Origin of the sequence: Geopsychrobacter electrodiphilus DSM 16401 (genome assembly GCF_000384395.1) — a bacterium.
Taxonomy (GTDB): Bacteria; Desulfobacterota; Desulfuromonadia; order Desulfuromonadales; family Geopsychrobacteraceae; genus Geopsychrobacter; species Geopsychrobacter electrodiphilus.
Genome location: NZ_ARWE01000001.1, coordinates 414,344 through 430,266, shown reverse-complemented (window position 1 = coordinate 430,266; position 15,923 = coordinate 414,344). Strand labels below are relative to the sequence as shown.

At 55.7% G+C, this 15,923-nt stretch carries 14 protein-coding genes and 3 tRNA genes; 6 read left to right on the top strand and 11 right to left on the bottom strand.

Annotated elements, in window-relative coordinates; all coding sequences use genetic code 11:
* Window positions 1–6 precede the first annotated feature (6 nt).
* Window positions 7–372: a DUF488 domain-containing protein gene (locus D888_RS0102025; protein WP_020674852.1), complete on the top strand. Its 366-nt coding sequence runs from the start codon at window positions 7–9 to the stop codon at window positions 370–372.
* 389 nt (window positions 373–761) lie between these two features.
* Window positions 762–1,121, top strand: coding sequence for a hypothetical protein (locus D888_RS0102020; protein ID WP_020674851.1), 360 nt, complete (start codon window positions 762–764; stop codon window positions 1,119–1,121).
* Window positions 1,122–1,606: 485 nt separating this feature from the next.
* Here the strand turns inward: D888_RS0102020 and D888_RS0102010 are convergent.
* The 5 genes from D888_RS0102010 to serA form a co-directional block, all read right to left on the bottom strand.
* Window positions 1,607–1,684 (bottom strand) — tRNA-Glu (locus D888_RS0102010).
* A 55-nt stretch (window positions 1,685–1,739) separates the two neighbouring features.
* A tRNA-Lys gene (locus D888_RS0102005) sits at window positions 1,740–1,815 on the bottom strand.
* A 108-nt stretch (window positions 1,816–1,923) separates the two neighbouring features.
* Window positions 1,924–3,216: an adenylosuccinate synthase gene (locus tag D888_RS0102000; protein WP_020674849.1), complete on the bottom strand. Its 1,293-nt coding sequence runs from the start codon at window positions 3,214–3,216 to the stop codon at window positions 1,924–1,926.
* Between the two features lie 61 nt (window positions 3,217–3,277).
* Window positions 3,278–4,558 carry an ATP phosphoribosyltransferase regulatory subunit gene (hisZ, locus tag D888_RS0101995; protein WP_020674848.1) on the bottom strand — a complete coding sequence of 427 codons (1,281 nt, stop codon included), beginning with the start codon at window positions 4,556–4,558 and terminating at the stop codon, window positions 3,278–3,280.
* Window positions 4,559–4,603: 45 nt separating this feature from the next.
* Window positions 4,604–6,214 carry a phosphoglycerate dehydrogenase gene (serA, locus tag D888_RS0101990; RefSeq protein ID WP_020674847.1) on the bottom strand — a complete coding sequence of 537 codons (1,611 nt, stop codon included), beginning with the start codon at window positions 6,212–6,214 and terminating at the stop codon, window positions 4,604–4,606.
* 268 nt (window positions 6,215–6,482) lie between these two features.
* Here serA and ilvB point away from each other — a divergent pair, with 268 nt between their 5' ends.
* On the top strand, window positions 6,483–8,234 hold the full coding sequence (gene ilvB, locus D888_RS0101985) for a biosynthetic-type acetolactate synthase large subunit (protein WP_020674846.1): 1,752 nt from the start codon (window positions 6,483–6,485) through the stop codon (window positions 8,232–8,234).
* Complete coding sequence (ilvN, locus tag D888_RS0101980; RefSeq protein ID WP_020674845.1) at window positions 8,231–8,701, top strand: acetolactate synthase small subunit; 471 nt, start codon at window positions 8,231–8,233, stop codon at window positions 8,699–8,701. The genes ilvB and ilvN overlap by 4 nt, the downstream gene beginning before the upstream one ends.
* Window positions 8,702–8,908: 207 nt before the next feature.
* On the opposite strand, the gene D888_RS0101975 is transcribed toward ilvN, so the two are convergent.
* Window positions 8,909–10,408, bottom strand: a complete 1,500-nt coding sequence (locus D888_RS0101975) for a leucyl aminopeptidase (RefSeq protein ID WP_020674844.1) — start codon at window positions 10,406–10,408, stop codon at window positions 8,909–8,911.
* A 204-nt stretch (window positions 10,409–10,612) separates the two neighbouring features.
* Between D888_RS0101975 and D888_RS20430 the strand changes: the two genes are divergently transcribed.
* A complete protein-coding gene (locus tag D888_RS20430) occupies window positions 10,613–11,443 on the top strand; it encodes a carboxypeptidase-like regulatory domain-containing protein (RefSeq protein ID WP_020674843.1) in 831 nt (276 codons plus the stop codon).
* An 88-nt stretch (window positions 11,444–11,531) separates the two neighbouring features.
* Here the strand turns inward: D888_RS20430 and D888_RS0101965 are convergent, their stop codons facing one another.
* Window positions 11,532–12,836, bottom strand: a complete 1,305-nt coding sequence (locus D888_RS0101965) for a hypothetical protein (protein WP_020674842.1) — start codon at window positions 12,834–12,836, stop codon at window positions 11,532–11,534.
* 41 nt (window positions 12,837–12,877) lie between these two features.
* Window positions 12,878–13,915: a tRNA 2-selenouridine(34) synthase MnmH gene (gene mnmH, locus D888_RS0101960; RefSeq protein WP_245555033.1), complete on the bottom strand. Its 1,038-nt coding sequence runs from the start codon at window positions 13,913–13,915 to the stop codon at window positions 12,878–12,880.
* A 180-nt stretch (window positions 13,916–14,095) separates the two neighbouring features.
* Between mnmH and D888_RS0101955 the strand changes: the two genes are divergently transcribed.
* Window positions 14,096–14,172: transfer RNA gene (locus D888_RS0101955), tRNA-Met, on the top strand.
* 213 nt (window positions 14,173–14,385) lie between these two features.
* Here the strand turns inward: D888_RS0101955 and D888_RS0101950 are convergent.
* The 3 genes from D888_RS0101950 to D888_RS0101940 all read right to left on the bottom strand — a co-directional run bounded on the left by D888_RS0101950 (window position 14,386) and on the right by D888_RS0101940 (window position 15,714).
* A complete protein-coding gene (locus D888_RS0101950) occupies window positions 14,386–14,595 on the bottom strand; it encodes an RNA-binding S4 domain-containing protein (protein ID WP_020674840.1) in 210 nt (69 codons plus the stop codon).
* Between the two features lie 35 nt (window positions 14,596–14,630).
* Window positions 14,631–15,323: a spermidine synthase gene (locus D888_RS0101945; protein WP_020674839.1), complete on the bottom strand. Its 693-nt coding sequence runs from the start codon at window positions 15,321–15,323 to the stop codon at window positions 14,631–14,633.
* Window positions 15,324–15,402: 79 nt separating this feature from the next.
* Complete coding sequence (locus D888_RS0101940) at window positions 15,403–15,714, bottom strand: hypothetical protein (protein WP_020674838.1); 312 nt, start codon at window positions 15,712–15,714, stop codon at window positions 15,403–15,405.
* Window positions 15,715–15,923 lie beyond the last annotated feature (209 nt).

Below are 15,923 nucleotides of genomic sequence, written 5' to 3'. Positions count from 1 at the left end.
TGTCCAATGCTGATTTGTCTGAAGAGAGCCTACGACCCGCCTGAAGACAATGATGGGTTGCGAATTCTGGTCGACCGCCTTTGGCCGCGGGGAATCAGCAAGGAGAAACTGAGACTTGACGGTTGGGAAAAAGCTCTTGCCCCCAGCAGCACTCTGCGCACGTGGTTCGCTCACGAACCGGACAAATGGGAAGCATTCAGGCATTTCTACCTTGACGAACTGAATGGCCGCGGCGAAGAGGCGACCAACCTGCTCTCTCGAGCAGAGCACTCCAGATTGACTCTAATTTATGCGGCCAGAGATGCGCGGCATAACCACGCCATAGTGCTTAAGGAATTTCTGGAGAAGATGGATAAGGATCGAAACAAATAGGGACTATTGACCCGTTGATAGCACGTGCCATGAGGTGTAGTAACTCAAACGTGATCCTTCTCATGTTCATGCCCTTACAAATGTGGAGTTCGACGATCTATTCGCATAAAGGGCCAGATCTCAAAAATCAACAAATCGAGAGAAATAGTGAACTGACCGCCAATAGGAGGGGGAACCGGAATCAGTGATACCGGAGTGTCTGCGCAAGCAAAAGGGTCGCCGTACGTTTGAAGGTCGACGAAGGGTTGAGGGATATCCTGAGAGAGATCGAGCGCGAACTGGATTTGTTGGAAGTTGAGATTTGACCCCTGCCTTTTGTTAAATGCGCCTGCGTTGTTCCCTGCTCGTGTACCAACCCGGTCGCGGCGAAGGCCAGAAAGGATTGAAACATGGCAACGGAACTTAAGCCGGATGTGACATATGAAGAATCTCTCGCCACTCTGGATATTCGGGTCGGGCGAGTCATCGAGGTCGAATTCGAGCATCGTACGCCGAAGCCGACCTATCGGATGGATGTGGATTTTGGCAAGTACGGGAAGCGTATATGTTTCGGACAGTTCACCAACCACCCCATTGAAGAGGTTAGGGGGCGGCTGGTGCTCGGGGTGCTCAATTTCCCACCGAAGCAAATGGGGCCGGTTTTTTCTGAAATCCTCATCCTTGGCGTGCAATATCCCAGGGGAGAAAGTGGGGAGGCCACATTTGTCTCTCCAGCGGTCAATGCAAAAATCGGGAGTAAACTTTTTTGAAATTCCCGGTTTGCACCATCAGTAACACAGGAAGAGCCCATGATTATCAGATCATGGGCTCTTCTCGTATTGCGCTATTTATTGAACACTCTGTATTGGGATACAGGGTCAATAGGAATATGCGCTTCGCAAGTGCAAGTATCACCCGATATAGGGTGGAGCAACTTCCAGGACACCTTGAACTTTGAGGTTTTACCGTTGAGGGAGAATTTTGAAGCGATCTTGCCTGTACACAAAAATAATAAATTTTGCCACTGACCGTTACCTGAAAAGGTAGCGGAATTTTATTTTACAACAAGCCCGAGGGACGGTAATCTGGGTCCCCTTCAGAGCTCACCAGTGACAGTTCAAAACATGGATTTGGGTCTATTTCTTTCAATCTGGCGTCAATCCAAGGCAACCCGCGCCCAACCTAGAGCCAACCTAACTTCCAAAACACAACGAAAAAAGCCCCCCTGCGTGAACAGAGAGGCTTCGTTCGTTAATGGCGTCCCCAAGGGGATTCGAACCCCTGTCGTCGCCGTGAAAGGGCGATGTCCTGGGCCAGGCTAGACGATAGGGACTTAAAACTACTAAGCACCCTGCGAGAATTGTACTCGCAATTTGACGCTATTAAAATGGTGAGCCGGGGGGGGATCGAACCCACGACCATCTGATTAAAAGTCAGATGCTCTACCAACTGAGCTACCGGCTCGTAACGGAGCATCTTTATACGCGATGATTTGGGGTCCGTCAACCTTTTTTTGAACTTATTTTATGACCCCCGCGAACTCCGACATCATGCATATCTTCGAACTAAAAATCAAGCGAAAGGATTACTCCTGAGCATTGTTTCGTCACGACGAGGACCGACTGAAACCAGCACCACAGGGACTCCGCTCCATGCCTCGATCCGTTTGACGTAATCAATCGCCTGCTGCGGAAGTTCTTCAAAACTGGTGACCTCATTAATCGTGGTCTGCCAGCCGGGCACATCTTCAAGCACCGGAGTACATTGCTGCAGCACATCGAGGTCACTCGGGAAATTTGTCAAAAGCTGGTCGCCGTAACGATAGGCGGTACACACCCTGATCGTCTCAAGGTCATTCAAGACATCCAGTTTGGTCAGAGCCAGGCCGGTCAGGCCATTAACCCGCACCGCTTCGCGCAGGGCGACAATGTCGAGCCAGCCACAGCGCCGCGGCCGGCCGGTGGTCGCGCCAAACTCGGCACCGGTCGTCCTTAGCTGCTCACCCATTTCATCGAGCAGTTCGGTCGGGAATGGCCCCTCACCAACGCGGGTGACATAGGCCTTGGTAATGCCGATGACCTGATCGATCCGGGTCGGGCCGACGCCGCTGCCGGTACAGGCTCCGGCTGAAACAGTCGATGATGAAGTCACATAGGGATAGGTGCCATGATCGATGTCGAGCATGCTCCCCTGAGCGCCTTCGAACAGCAGGTTTTTCCCTGCGCGAATGGCTGCGTCAAGTTCGACCGAGGCGTTGCCAAGATAGCAGCGCAGCTTCTCGGCGTAACCCTGATATTCGTTGAAAATTTCGTCTTCATTCAGAGGGGGTTGGCCGAGATATTTTTCCAGGTAGAAATTCTTCTCGGGCAACACTTCCTTTAGGCGCTTGCGGAAGGCTTCTGGCTTGAGCAGATCGGCGAAGCGGATCCCACGGCGTCCGACCTTGTCTTCGTAAGTTGGTCCAATCCCGCGACCGGTGGTACCGATTTTGCGGTCAGTGCTGCGACCTTCTCGTGCCTTATCGATAGCAACATGATACGGCATAATCAGATGAACAGCCCCATCGACCATCAGCTGACTGTCATCCTGCAGATAGCCTTTGGCCTTGAGCCCTTCGATCTCTACCAGAAAAACCTTGGGATCAAGCACCACACCGTTACCGATGACACAGCGCTTGCCCTTATGCAGAATCCCGGAAGGGATCAGGTGCAGGACGGTCTTTTCATTCCCGACAACCAGCGTGTGGCCGGCGTTGTTTCCCCCCTGAAACCGCACAACCCCATCGGCCTCTGCGGTGTAAATATCGACAACTTTCCCCTTGCCTTCGTCGCCCCACTGGGCACCGATAATGACTACGTTGGCCATAGTGTTCTCTTTCGCTCCTTGAGTCCGCGTCGCTCAGGCGACAACGGTCCGTTATATGGAATTACAGCGTTTTCCGTTTCAGTAGTTCTTCGAGAGTCAGTGCCTCTTCCCGCCGGGTGACCGGGTCAACCAGCGAGAGCCCCCCCGCCGCAGTCAGGACCAGCAGCTGACGATAGTTCATCAGCTGCGCATAGGCAAGCGCTTCATCTCGCGAGCGTTCAATCATATCGCGCGCGGCGCTGAATCCAGCGGCCCGCAGCTGATAGGTCAATTTCTGCGCCTGCGCCATGGCGCCATCCCGGGCGTAGACCAGCAGATCGGTGTGGGGGGCGACCTGAGCGTCGAGGATCGGGTCGAGGGCAAAGAGCAGGTTGAGCAGATCGAAGGTGAAGCCAGTCGCCGGAGCCGGACTGCCGTAATTGGCCATCAATCCATCGTATCGCCCGCCACTGCAGACAGCCTGACCATACCCCTGCAGGAAACCCTGAAAGGTAATACCGGTATGATAATCGAGCCCACGCAACTCCCCAAGGTCAAAGGTGACATATTCGGCGAGGCCGTACTGATCGAGGAGCGCCAGCACCTCTTCCAGAGTATTCAGGGCTTGTTGCGAGCGTGGATTTTTGACCAGCTTGGCGGCGCGCGCCAGCACCTCGCGCCCTCCGAAGAGGCGGGTCAAGGCCAGCACCTCCTCACGGGCAGATTCATCAATGTCCCCTTCGTCGAGCAGGGCCTTCAGCTCCGTACTGTCTTTACGACCGATGGCTCCGGTGACACGCCGCGCCAGATCACCCGGCAGCGCCAGCCCGTCCATCACCCCGCGGAAAAATTCAACCTGCCCGATATCCAGAGTGAAATCGCTTGCGCCGCTGCGCTGCAGGCACTCGATCGCCATGGCGATCATTTCAGCGTCGGCTTCGGCCTGAGCAAGACCGATCAGTTCGACACCGGCCTGGAAAATTTCACGATCCTTCCCCGCCTGCTGTTCGGTATGACGCAACACCTTCCCGGAATAACACAGGCGCAACGGGAGCGGCAGGTCACGCATCCGGGTAGCGGCGATACGTGCAATCTGCGGTGTAATGTCAGGCGGAAAAGCCAGAAGGCGACCACTCTGGCGGTCATCAAACCGGAACGCCCGGGCCTGCAGATCATTTCCCAGGCCCTTTTCGAGCAGATCAAAAAACTCGAGCTGTGGCGGGATGACCGGGTGAAATCCCCAGTCAGCCATAACCTGGCGTAACTGCTGCTGCAGATATTCGACCTTGGCTGCCTTCAGCGGCAAGAAATCACGCACCCCCTTTGGCAGAGCGGATTCAGGCATCGCGTCAATATTTGTCATAATTTTCCATTAGCATCAACCGCAACCGCGGTAAAAAGTCGAGCGTTAAAGGCTATCCCAATCGGTCGCCAGCGGAAGGTGAATCGGGCGCACGAACAGAACGCCTTCGGCCTCATCAATCTGGTGTAAAACGTCAGGGCTTACCGGCGTATCGACGCCGATCAAAGCGACCGCAGTCCCCTCGATCCGCCGCCGGGAAAGATTAAACATGGAGATATTCACCCCGGCAGAAGCCAGAATACCACTGACCTGCGCAATGACGCCGGGGCGATCTTCATTATGCACTACCAGCAGATGACCCTCTGGGATCGCCTCGACCATGTAGTCATCGATCCGGACCAGGCGATAATCCTTCTCGCCGAACAGCGCACCGCTGAGACTGTGGCTCTCCTGGTCACTGTCAATACGAACTTGGATCGAACTGGCAAATTCCGCTGCAGAATAGACCCGCGTTTCGCTGACCCGGATCCCATTTTCCCGGGCCAGAAGCGAAGCATTGACATCGTTGACCTGTTCTCCCAAAACCGGGCGCAGCAGTCCTTTCAAAAAGGTAGCCGTCAGCAGTTCCAACGGATGCGTGGTCATGGTGCCGGTATATTCAAGCGAAACCTGTTTAAAATGACCACTGCGATACTGGGCCATAAACAGTCCCATCCGTTCGGCCAGCTCAAAACTGGGCCGCATTTTTTTTAACAGACTGGCATTCACCGAGGGAACATTCAAGGCATTGGTGATCAGGTCGCGCTGCAAAAAATCGAGAATCTGTCTGGCAATCTGGACAGCGATATTGATCTGGGCATCGGCGCTGGCGGCACGCAGATGAGGTGTCGCGATAACCTGGTCAAACTGCAGGAGGGGGTGATCCGCCGACGGCGGTTCCTTGGCAAAAACGTCGAGCGCCGCGCCGACGATCTGCCCGCTCTTCAGGGCCGCGACCAGGGCTTCCTCATCAATCAGGCCACCTTGAGCGCAGTTGATAATCCGGCAGCCGGGCTTGGTCTGCGCCAGCAGTTCGGCATTTAAAAACCCGCGAGTCTCCTGATTGAGAGGAACGTGCAGTGAGATAAAATCGGCGCGCCGCAACAGATCAAGCAGTTCGACCTGCTCTCCACCCAACTGCTGAATCGCTTCGGTTGTCAGATAGGGGTCACAGACCAGGACCTGCATTTTGAGCCCCAGCGCCCGTTCAATGACCAACCGACCAATCTTGCCAGCGCCGATCACCCCGAACATTTTCCCCGACAGTTCGACACCCAGATGGCTGTCCTTCTGCCATTTTCCGGCACGCAGGGCGGCACAGGCCTGCGGGATATGTCGCGCCAGCGCCATCAGCATGGCGATGGTATGTTCAGCACTGGTAATGCTGCTGCCGAAGGGGGTGTTCATCACCACGACGCCACGCCGGTTGGCCGCGTCCAGGTCGACATTCTCGGCGCCAATACCCGCCCGTCCAACCACCCGTAGACATTTGGCTTTTTCAAAGACTTCAGCTGTCAAATGGGTTCCGCTACGAACCACCAGGGCATCGGCATCCGCCACCGCACAGAGCAAAGCCTGCTCGCTCAACTCCGGCTGATAGTCAAGAGTCACCCCTTCCGCCGCGCTGAAGATATCAAGCCCGGCCTGAGACAGTCGATCTGCAACCAGAATTTTCACTGCGTAAACTCCCGCCAAAACTGGAAAAACGGCCATTTGACCGAAGCTCGCAATCTAACAACAGCGTTGAATGATGTCAAGTTGAGCCGACGCACAGAAAACCTCGGAAAGCCTGCCGAAATGCCGCAAGGGCGTCTGATTTCCACTTTTTTCATATTTTTCACACGAAACCATTGTTCTAATGAATTAAGAGCGATAAAGTAAGCATTCTATTCGGAGAAATTCCGATACCTTATCAATCCATTTGCGAAAGAACAAAGAGGCTGAGATGACTGGCAAGGAACTGCTGTTGCGGGCCCTTCAACAACGGGGGGTGCGTCACATTTTTGGTTATACCGGCGGAGCAATCATGCCGATATTCGACAGCATGGATAAACTGGGCACTTTCAAGTTTGTCATGTCGCGACATGAACAGGGGGCCACATTTATGGCGCAGGGGGTCTCACGCGCCTCGCTCTCGACCAACAATCCACAGGTCGGAGTCTGCATGGCGACCTCCGGACCTGGGGCGATGAATCTGACCACCGGTATAGCCGATGCCCACATGGATTCGATCCCGCTGATCGCAATCAGCGGTCAGGTCGCCACCGGAGTGATCGCTACCGATGCCTTTCAGGAGAGTGATGTGATCGGAGTGATGATGCCGATCTGCAAGCAGACCTATATGCCGCTGGTCGCCGATGAGATCGAGCAGACCGTCCACGAAGCCTTCTACGTTGCAACCACCGGTCGGCCTGGACCGGTATTACTGGACATCCCCAAAGACATTCAAAACCAGAAGGTCGGCAAGGACTACAAGTTTTCGTTTGAAAATTATCGGCCCAACCTCCCCGGCTTCTTCTATCATCCGACTCCGGCGCGGGAACCGATGAAAAGGGCGATTGAACTGATCAATCGTAGCGAGCGTCCGGTCATCTTCTGTGGCCACGGCGTCATCGGCAGCAACGCGGGCAAGCTCTTGCAGGCCTTTGCCGAAAAAACCAAAATTCCGGTCGCCTTCACCTTTCATGGCATCTCTGCGATGCCGGCCGATCACCCCTTAAGCCTCGGCATGATGGGGATGCATGGCACCGTCGAAGCCAACCGCGCCATCAAAGAAGCCGACCTGCTGATCTCCTTCGGCATGCGTTTTGATGATCGGGTCACCGGCAAGCTGAATGAATATGCGCAAAATGCCGATGTCATCCACGTCGAAATTGATCCATCCGAAATCGATAAAAACGTCAAAACCAGCGTCGCCATCAACGCCGATGTCTACCGCACCCTGCACGTGCTGGTCGACGACCCGATGCTGACTGCCAAGCCGCGCCGTCGCTGGCATGCCCGCATCGACGAGTTCCGGCAGGTGATGGCCGAAGATCTGCGCGAAGAGATTGCTACCGGCGTGGGGAGCGATGGCAAACTGCTTATGAAGACCATCGTCAGTCAGCTTTCAGACCTGACGGCCGGGCGCGATATTTTGGTCCCCGACGTCGGCCAGCATCAGATGATGTCGGCACGCTTCTACAACTATCAAACCCCCAACAGCTGGTTTGCGTCGGGTGGTGCCGGGACCATGGGCGCCTCCCTGCCGATGGCAATCGGGGTCAAGCTGGTGCGGCCCGATGAGCGGGTCTGGTCGATCAGCGGCGACGGCGGGTTCCAGATGAACATGCAGGAACTCGGCACCGTCATGGAGCACAAAATTGACATTAAGATTCTAATTTTCAACAACGGCTATCTCGGCATGGTCCGCCAGTGGCAAACGCTCTTCTTTGACGGGCGCTACGCCGGCACGCCGATGCTGAGCCCGGACTACGGCCTGATCGCAGCCGCTTACGGTATCCCTTACCGTAAGGTCGAAACCCTCGATCAGATTGTCCCCGCGTTACAGGAAGCGATCGACCTTAAGGGCGCGATCATCATCGAATTCGTCTGTGATCCATCTGAAGTGATTCTGCCGATGATTCCGGCCGGTGGTGGCTTTGACGACATGATCGTCAAGCGACCTGAGCTGCAGAAGAAAGGGGGCAAAAAATGAAAAGACGCGCGATTCTCGCCTACCTGCTCGACCGCCCCGGCGTACTGCAGAAGGTCTCGATGCTGATCCGCAAAAAAATGTACAACGTCGACACCCTGACGGTGTGCAAATCGCGCAAACCGGGGATCAGTCGCATGACGATTACCCTGCGCGAAGATGATGAAGCCAAGGTCAGCCAGGTGATCCATCAGCTCGAAAAATTCACCGAAGTGATTTCGGCCAAGGAACTTGACACCGACCACAGCTACTGGCGCGAAGCGGCGATCATTAAACTCGAAATCGATGCCGAAGCCTTAGACGCGCTTAAAGCGGAGTACAACTTCGAGATTCTCGACCACAAGAATCATGACACCTATATTATCCAGATTGCCGGGGCAACCCGTCGTATCGACGCCTTCGTCACCCAACTCGGTGAAGAACATATCGTCGAGATTTCACGCACCGGGGTCGCGGCACTGGAGAAGTAAACCGAAAAAGTTTTAGCATATAAACGTGATCAGGCCCGGACTTGAAGAAGTCCGGGCCTGATCACGTTCTGGTCGGTGGTAAATTAGAGGCGGGTCAAAAATGCCCAGATGCAAGGCGCCCGCAGCCTGCAGAGCGAGGCGTAGCGCAAGCGAGGTCGCAGCGATAAAGGCAAGGGGAACGCCGCAGGTGGGTGCTTTTCATCCGCCTCAGCACTGCCCGCGCAGATACTCGACCAACACCCGCACCCCGACCCCGGTGCCGCCTTTGGGCTCACCCGGACTGCCTTTGTCACTCCAGGCGGTCCCGGCAATATCGAGGTGTGCCCAAGTGTATTTTTCGGCGAACTGCTTAAGAAAAGCCGCGGCGGTAATCGTGCCTGCGGGCCGTCCGCCGGTATTCTTGATATCACCGAAGTCGCCCTTAATCTGCGCATTGTACTCATCCCAGAGCGGCAGTTGCCAGAGTCGATCCCCGCAGCGCTCGCCGGCCTTGATCAATTCACGGATCAGGCCCTCGTGATTGCCGAGCACCGCGCTGGCATGATGCCCCAGCGCAACGATACAGGCTCCGGTCAGGGTCGCCAGATCGATCACCACCCGCGGATTGAATTTTCCCACCCAGGTCAGGGCGTCAGCCAGAATCAGGCGGCCCTCGGCATCAGTGTTCATGACTTCAATGGTTTTACCCGACAGAGATCTCAGAATATCGCCGGGACGATAGGCGGAGCCAGAAGGTAAATTTTCCACCGCCGGGACGACCGCCACCAGGTTGACCGGCAGCTTCAGTTCAGCTACGGCCTGGATCGCCCCGAGCACCGCCGCGCCACCGGCCATATCCATCTTCATCTCATCCATCTTGTCGGACGGCTTCAGCGAAATCCCCCCGGCGTCGAACACCACCCCCTTGCCGACCAGCGCGACCGGCCGCTCATCCTTGGTCCCGCCATGATATTCAAGGACAATCAAATAGGGGTCCCGCAAACTCCCCTGGGCAACACCGAGCAGAGCACCGAACCCCTGTTTTTCGAGTTCAACCTTATCCAGCAGGGTGCACTTCAGCCCCTGCTCCCGGGCAATTTTCTGTGCCGCTTCGGCGAGAAACAGCGGTGACTTCGTGTTCCCCGGCTGATTCACCAGATCACGGGCGCAACAGATTCCGCGACACACCACCAGCGCATCACTCACCGCGGTTTCAGCGGCAATTTTGTCCCGTGACGTCCCGATCAACAGCGTCACGCCCTGCAGAGGGGAAATGGCGTCGGCCACTTTTTCACGATAATCATCGAAGCTGTATCCCGCCAGCAACACCCCTTCGCTGAGCGCGCTCAACCCCGACATCTCGCTGCCCCTGGCCAGTTGAAAACCGCTGGTGTCAATCAGGCAACGGCCGATACTCCGCTCGGCCAGATAGGTCGTCACCAGACTGCCAAAGTTACGCAGAGCGGTGCCATTGGCGGTTTTCTTTGGACCCAGCCCAACCAGCAGAAAGCGCTCACAAGCCAGCCCTTCCACAGCATGGAGCAGCAGCACCTCGCCAGCTTTCCCACTAAATTCCCGGCTGCGGAAAATTTTTTGCAGGCGCCCATAAAGAGACGCGTCAAGCTCAGAGAAGAGCGGTTTTTTCAATTTACCTTCATAGACAGGAAGCACCAGACATGCCGTCTTCTGCTTCAGTGGATGGCCTGCCTTAATCGAAATTTTAGTCACAAGGACCCCCTTGATACGGTTAAAATGATGACCCGGGCACCAAAACTCCCGGAAAAGCCACAATCAAAAACACTTGCCCTGAAGCTTAACACGCCCGGGGGGCATTGCCCTGACCTGGCTTTGACAAATGCTCCGTCCCGGCTACAATTGGCTTCACTTCATTCTTGCTGTCCTGCTCTTTGCTTTGCTCCGGGAGATTTACCTATGCGCCTTGCACTCTGCTGCTGCCTGACTTGTCTAACCTTGCTTCCCGCCTGTACGACGACCATCTCCACCACACCCGGAGGAGACCAGGTCATCTCCCGGATGATCGATGGACAGGGTCAAACCGGGATCAGCGGTCAGGTCCGGCTCAAAGCAGACACCTCTCCTATGGCCGGCGCCTACGTCAACATCTACCCCAATACCATTTCAAACCTGCTCGGTCCCTCTCAGTTTCTCTCCGCCCCGACCGATGCGGCAGGACGTTACCTCATGGAGCTGCCACCAGGCAATTACTATGTCGTCGCCCGCAAACGCCTGAGCGGCCTGGCCAACGGCCCGATTACTACGGGGGACTACTATTCGGACCATCAACGGATTCTGGCACAAGTCGCCAGCGGCAAACTGACTCAGGTGGACCTGGAGATGCTCCAGATGAGAGCTCCGATGTTTTTCAAAAAAAACCTGTCAGACACCAAGACCGATACAGGCATCCGCGGAGTACTTCTCGACGAGCAGGGGAATCCTCTCCCTGGCGGCTTTGCCATCGCCTACGTCGACAACAATCTGCAACGTCTGCCTGATTACGCCTCGACCCTCTCCAACCAGAAAGGTGAGTTCACCCTTTACCTGCCAAAGGGTGGCAGCTACTTTCTGGCAGCACGCATTAAAGCCTGGGATATGCCACACAAAGGCGAACCTTACGGTAAGTATGGTGGAGAATCGGCTCTCGAGCTAAAGATTAAAGATAATAGTTTTGTCGAAGGGATCAAGATCCGCCTCGCCCCCTTCACCGGCACCTACAAAGAGATGAACAATCAGCGACCGCTCTGAAAACCAGTGGGGAGTGAGGAGTGAGGAGAAAGATCCCGAGAAATTTTGGTGCCACTCCTCACTCCTCACTCCTCACTCCTCACCGATCTTAGAGCCCTGAACTTGTCAGCGAATCTGTGATCGCCAACTCCTTCATGCGCAAAGCCATACGCTGGCGGATCAGGGTCGGAATTTCGACGTGCATGCAACCGGCGCAACGCTGGAGATTGCACGCCTGAATCCGCTGCAACGCATTGGCTCCGGCACTCGGCAGCCAACGGACATTCTCTGCCTTCAGGTAGTTGCGTTCTTCCCCCCGGAGCAGACTCTCAACCTCCTGTCGCGGATCGAAAAAACGACCGCGCAAACTCAGATCATCCTGCAACTCCAGATGGAAGCCCCGATGACTCCCGGCACAGAACTGCACCACAATCTCGGGTGAGAGTTCACGAATCATCTGCAACCCCTGTCCGAGCCGTCCGTCGGGAGTTAGCTGAACCCGTTCGCCATCAAGCTCCAGCAGACCCATTTTATGCGGATCAGGATAAGGCGGCAGGCCTCCGAGCCCGACAATCACCCGACGATCCTCAGGGCTGGTCCCGACATAGCCGTGGACATCGACAATCAAGACCGGGGTTGGCGCTGTAAAATGGCTGATAAAAGCGCAAAGCCCTTCTTCCTGCTTATAGCAGTTCGGGCGGCCATCGGCGTCAACATAAGGGTAGATGACATCGATATTACTGGGATTGAGCGGCACCCCCCAGGCCTTGAGCTTTTGCAGGTTCTGATCGGCAAGCGGTTCGCGCCCGGAGAAACCGAGATTGATGATTGCCCCGCGCGCGCGTCCTTCGCGCAAAAAATAGAGCGCCACTTCCAGAGTATGCGGATCGTAAGGGCCATGACTGACGGTCAAAAGCGGCAGTTCGGGATCAGGCTTGTCGGACTGCAGCAACAGGCTCCCCCCGGCGCCGTCGGCCAGGTAGCGGCTGCTGAAACCTTCGAGCAGGGCCGGGCAGGCGATCCAGTCGCTACTGTAAAGCGGGAGGCTGCCGAAGACCCGCGTCAGCACGCGCTCGCGCCAACTCGGCACAAAACGGATGGTCCGCTGCGGCAGTCGGTAATAAACATGGTAGCGCAGCTTGTCGAGGTAAACGCGTGCCCGAAGCGCGATCAGCAGCTGCCGGTTATAAGTGTTCTGGGTGGTGTTCAGCAGACGCTCGGTCAGCTCGACCATTGAGGTAAAGGCTGAATCCGGCAGTTCGACCAGTTCGACCCGCTTGAGGTCCCGATAATCTTCGCCGCCGACTTCAACCTCGAGTCGATTCAGATGCCGCTCAAAGGGCGCGTTCACATCGACCGTAAAATCGCTGACAAACAAGGGAGAGATGGTTCTTTGAGCGGGGTCGACTTTCATCCCTGCAGAATAACCTGCAGCGGTTTCTATCGCAAGAGAAGCTAAGCCTTGGAGGCCAAAACGCTCAGGATGGCCTGCTTAAGATCCTCGACACCGGCGTCAAGGGTCTCAACCCGAATCTCCACCCGTGCTGGCGGACAGGTATGCAGGTAGAGCGGGTCGTAGTAGTCGACCATCAGGCGGCGGGTCAGCTCCTCCCATTTTTTCTGTGCAAGCAACCCGAGCAGATCCTCAACCGCCTGCTTTCCGAGCCGTTCCTTTAAGGCCCTCAGCGGAGGTTCGAAAGCCGCAGTCAGATCATCCAGGGCAGGATAATCCTCGAGAATCACTCGCACCCGATAATCGAGGGACGCATCGACCCACAGACTGACCTCCTGCTGCATCGCCAGGTGAAAACGGGGCGGCACCACCAGTCGACCAATGTGCCGGCTCTCCCCTTCGGTCAGCAGATACCCGGCGCCTTGGCATTGTTGCAGACGTTCCCAGAGCCGCGCTTCAAACATGACCTGCCCCGGCTGGTCACCCAGTCCCAGGCCGCCAAAGGCGCTGCCACGATGATTGGCCAGACCTTCCAGATCGATCACCGGATATGCTGCTGCTTCGAGGCGCTTGAGGAGCAGGGTCTTCCCCACCCCGGTCAGGCCGCGAACCACCAGAACCCGGCCGAAATCGGTCTGTTCAAAATAATCGATAACCCGCCGCCGAAAGACCTTATGCCCCCCTGCCAACTGGTGAGCTGGTATCCCCGCCAGACTGAGAAAGGTCGTAATCGCCAGCGAGCGTTGTCCTCCCCGCCAGCAGAAGACGACTACCGGCGGTGCATTCGGATCGCGCGCCGTTTCTATCTGCTGCATAATCTGCGGAATCTTGGGCGAGACAATTTCGATGCCGCGACGCCGCGCATCCTTACGCCCCGTCTGCTTGTAGAGCGTACCGATCTCGGCCCTCTCCTCGTTGTCAAAAATCGGCACATTGATCGCCCCGGGAATGGTCGCCTCGGCAAACTCGGCCGGCGAACGCACGTCGACAAACAGCGCACCGCGTTGCCGAAGCTTCAATGCTTTTTCGAGATCAATCACGGATTGCAAAGGCTTAGATCCTTTTAAAGTTGGTCATTTACTGCTTACTTCAGGAGCCGTTTTGTATCACCAACCCTGCCATGGCGACAAGGATGAAGCGCGCATTCGACAGAAAATCCCCCCAGGCGCCAATTAGGTGTTGACCTCTGCCAGTCAATCGGGTAGGTTCCCTGACGTTGTCGCGGGATGGAGCAGTCTGGTAGCTCGTCGGGCTCATAACCCGAAGGTCGGAGGTTCAAATCCTTCTCCCGCAACCAAAAAAATCAAAGGGAATCCGAGTTTTCGGGTTCCCTTTTTAATTTCTACCTCAGTCTTCCACCTGAATTCAATCACGGCAAGGCCGAAGTCCAGTACAAATTATAGCCAAATATATGAACTTAAGTGACGGCGCACCCCGGGATTACACTGAAGTTGCCCACTGGTTTCGGCTAGTACCGAACTGAATCATATTCAGGCCAGTTGGTCCTGTGCTAGTCGATCAAGATCTGCTGCCCGGCATATGTGACGACCTGCCCCGAACGTATTTTACAACGTTTACGCAGCTCTACCTGGCCATCAACAGACACCGTTCCCTCGGCAATGACAAGCTTGGCAGTCCCACCGCTATGACACCAGCCGACCAGTTTAAGCAGATTACACAGTTCCACGAACTCACGCCCGTTTAAATCAAAGTTATCCATGAGCCTCTTTCTTATATGTGACCAGCGCCGGCACCCTAATGGCGATCACCGACGGAATGATTCCTCTTCTGCGCAACCCAGACGGCATGGCGATAACCACCTTTCCCCGGTCTTTCACAACGCACGCTGAAGCCCGCGGCGCTAAGACGCCTTTCGAAACCGAGATCAGGATTCTCCCCCCAGACGGCAAAGGTGCCACCGTGCTTGAGCGCCCTAAGCGTCCGGCCTATGGCCCGACTGCCGTAAATCGGATCCTTAAGCGCATCGGTCTGCGGGCCGGGACCGCGGTAAAGGTCGAGGATAACCGCATCAAAACTGCCGGGCACCGCGCGCTGAATCAATGCTGAGACATCACCGACTTCGAGTGTTACGCGTGGATCACGGGCCGCATCATCGGTCAATTCCGCCAGAGGACCGAGACACCAGGCGCAGATCTGCGGATTCAGTTCGGCGACGACAACCTGAGCCCCCGTCGGCAATTCATTCAGCACGGCCCGCAAGGTAATCCCCATTCCCAGACCGCCGACCAGCACGCGCGGTTCGGCCATGCCCTTCAACTCCTTGCAACCCAGAACCCCGAGGGCGATTTCGGAACGCTGGGCCTTACTGTTCATCAGCACCTGATTACCGATGGAAATCAGATAATCCCCGATGCCGCGTTGGCGCAATTCAAGAACCCCTTCTGCTTCAATGACAAAACGATCCAGGGTCTTCCAGGGCAAAGCCATGAGGATTCCAATCGGAAAGGACAACGGGAGAAGAGACAGGGACTCCAGACTTTTAATAGTGATATGCGCGAATCACACCCTATGCGGAAGGGGTGTCCTTCTCTTCGTAACCGACAGCACAGCCAAAACTCGAAGGGACGGTACGCGCCGTGGTCAAACTGACATCCAGCTGATCCTTGCTCCACTCACGGCGGAAAAGATCTTCGTAGTAACCGGGATTCGCCAGAATTTCGGTGAACATCTGGTGGAGGGTTTTTCCGAAATGTGCCGCAAGAAGCTCGACCCAGTTTTCAACATCGATTCGGGCAACGATATTTTTACGCTTGCTGATACGGCAATAGCCCTGACGGGCCAGGGACTCGCCCGTGATAATCATACTTTTTTTGGCCATCTTCAAAATCCTTTCGGCCATATGGGCAGTGGAAGACAAACAACTACCGCCCGGGTTACGCCCGCTACGTTTTACACGTCCCTCCCTCTCAAAAGTTCATAGTGAATCTAATCGGCTTCTATATAGGGCAGATCGGACTTACTGTCAATTCGAACTCGCGCAAAAGGGACTAAACATCAAGTAAGTTGACCTTCCCGTCAAACAGTTGT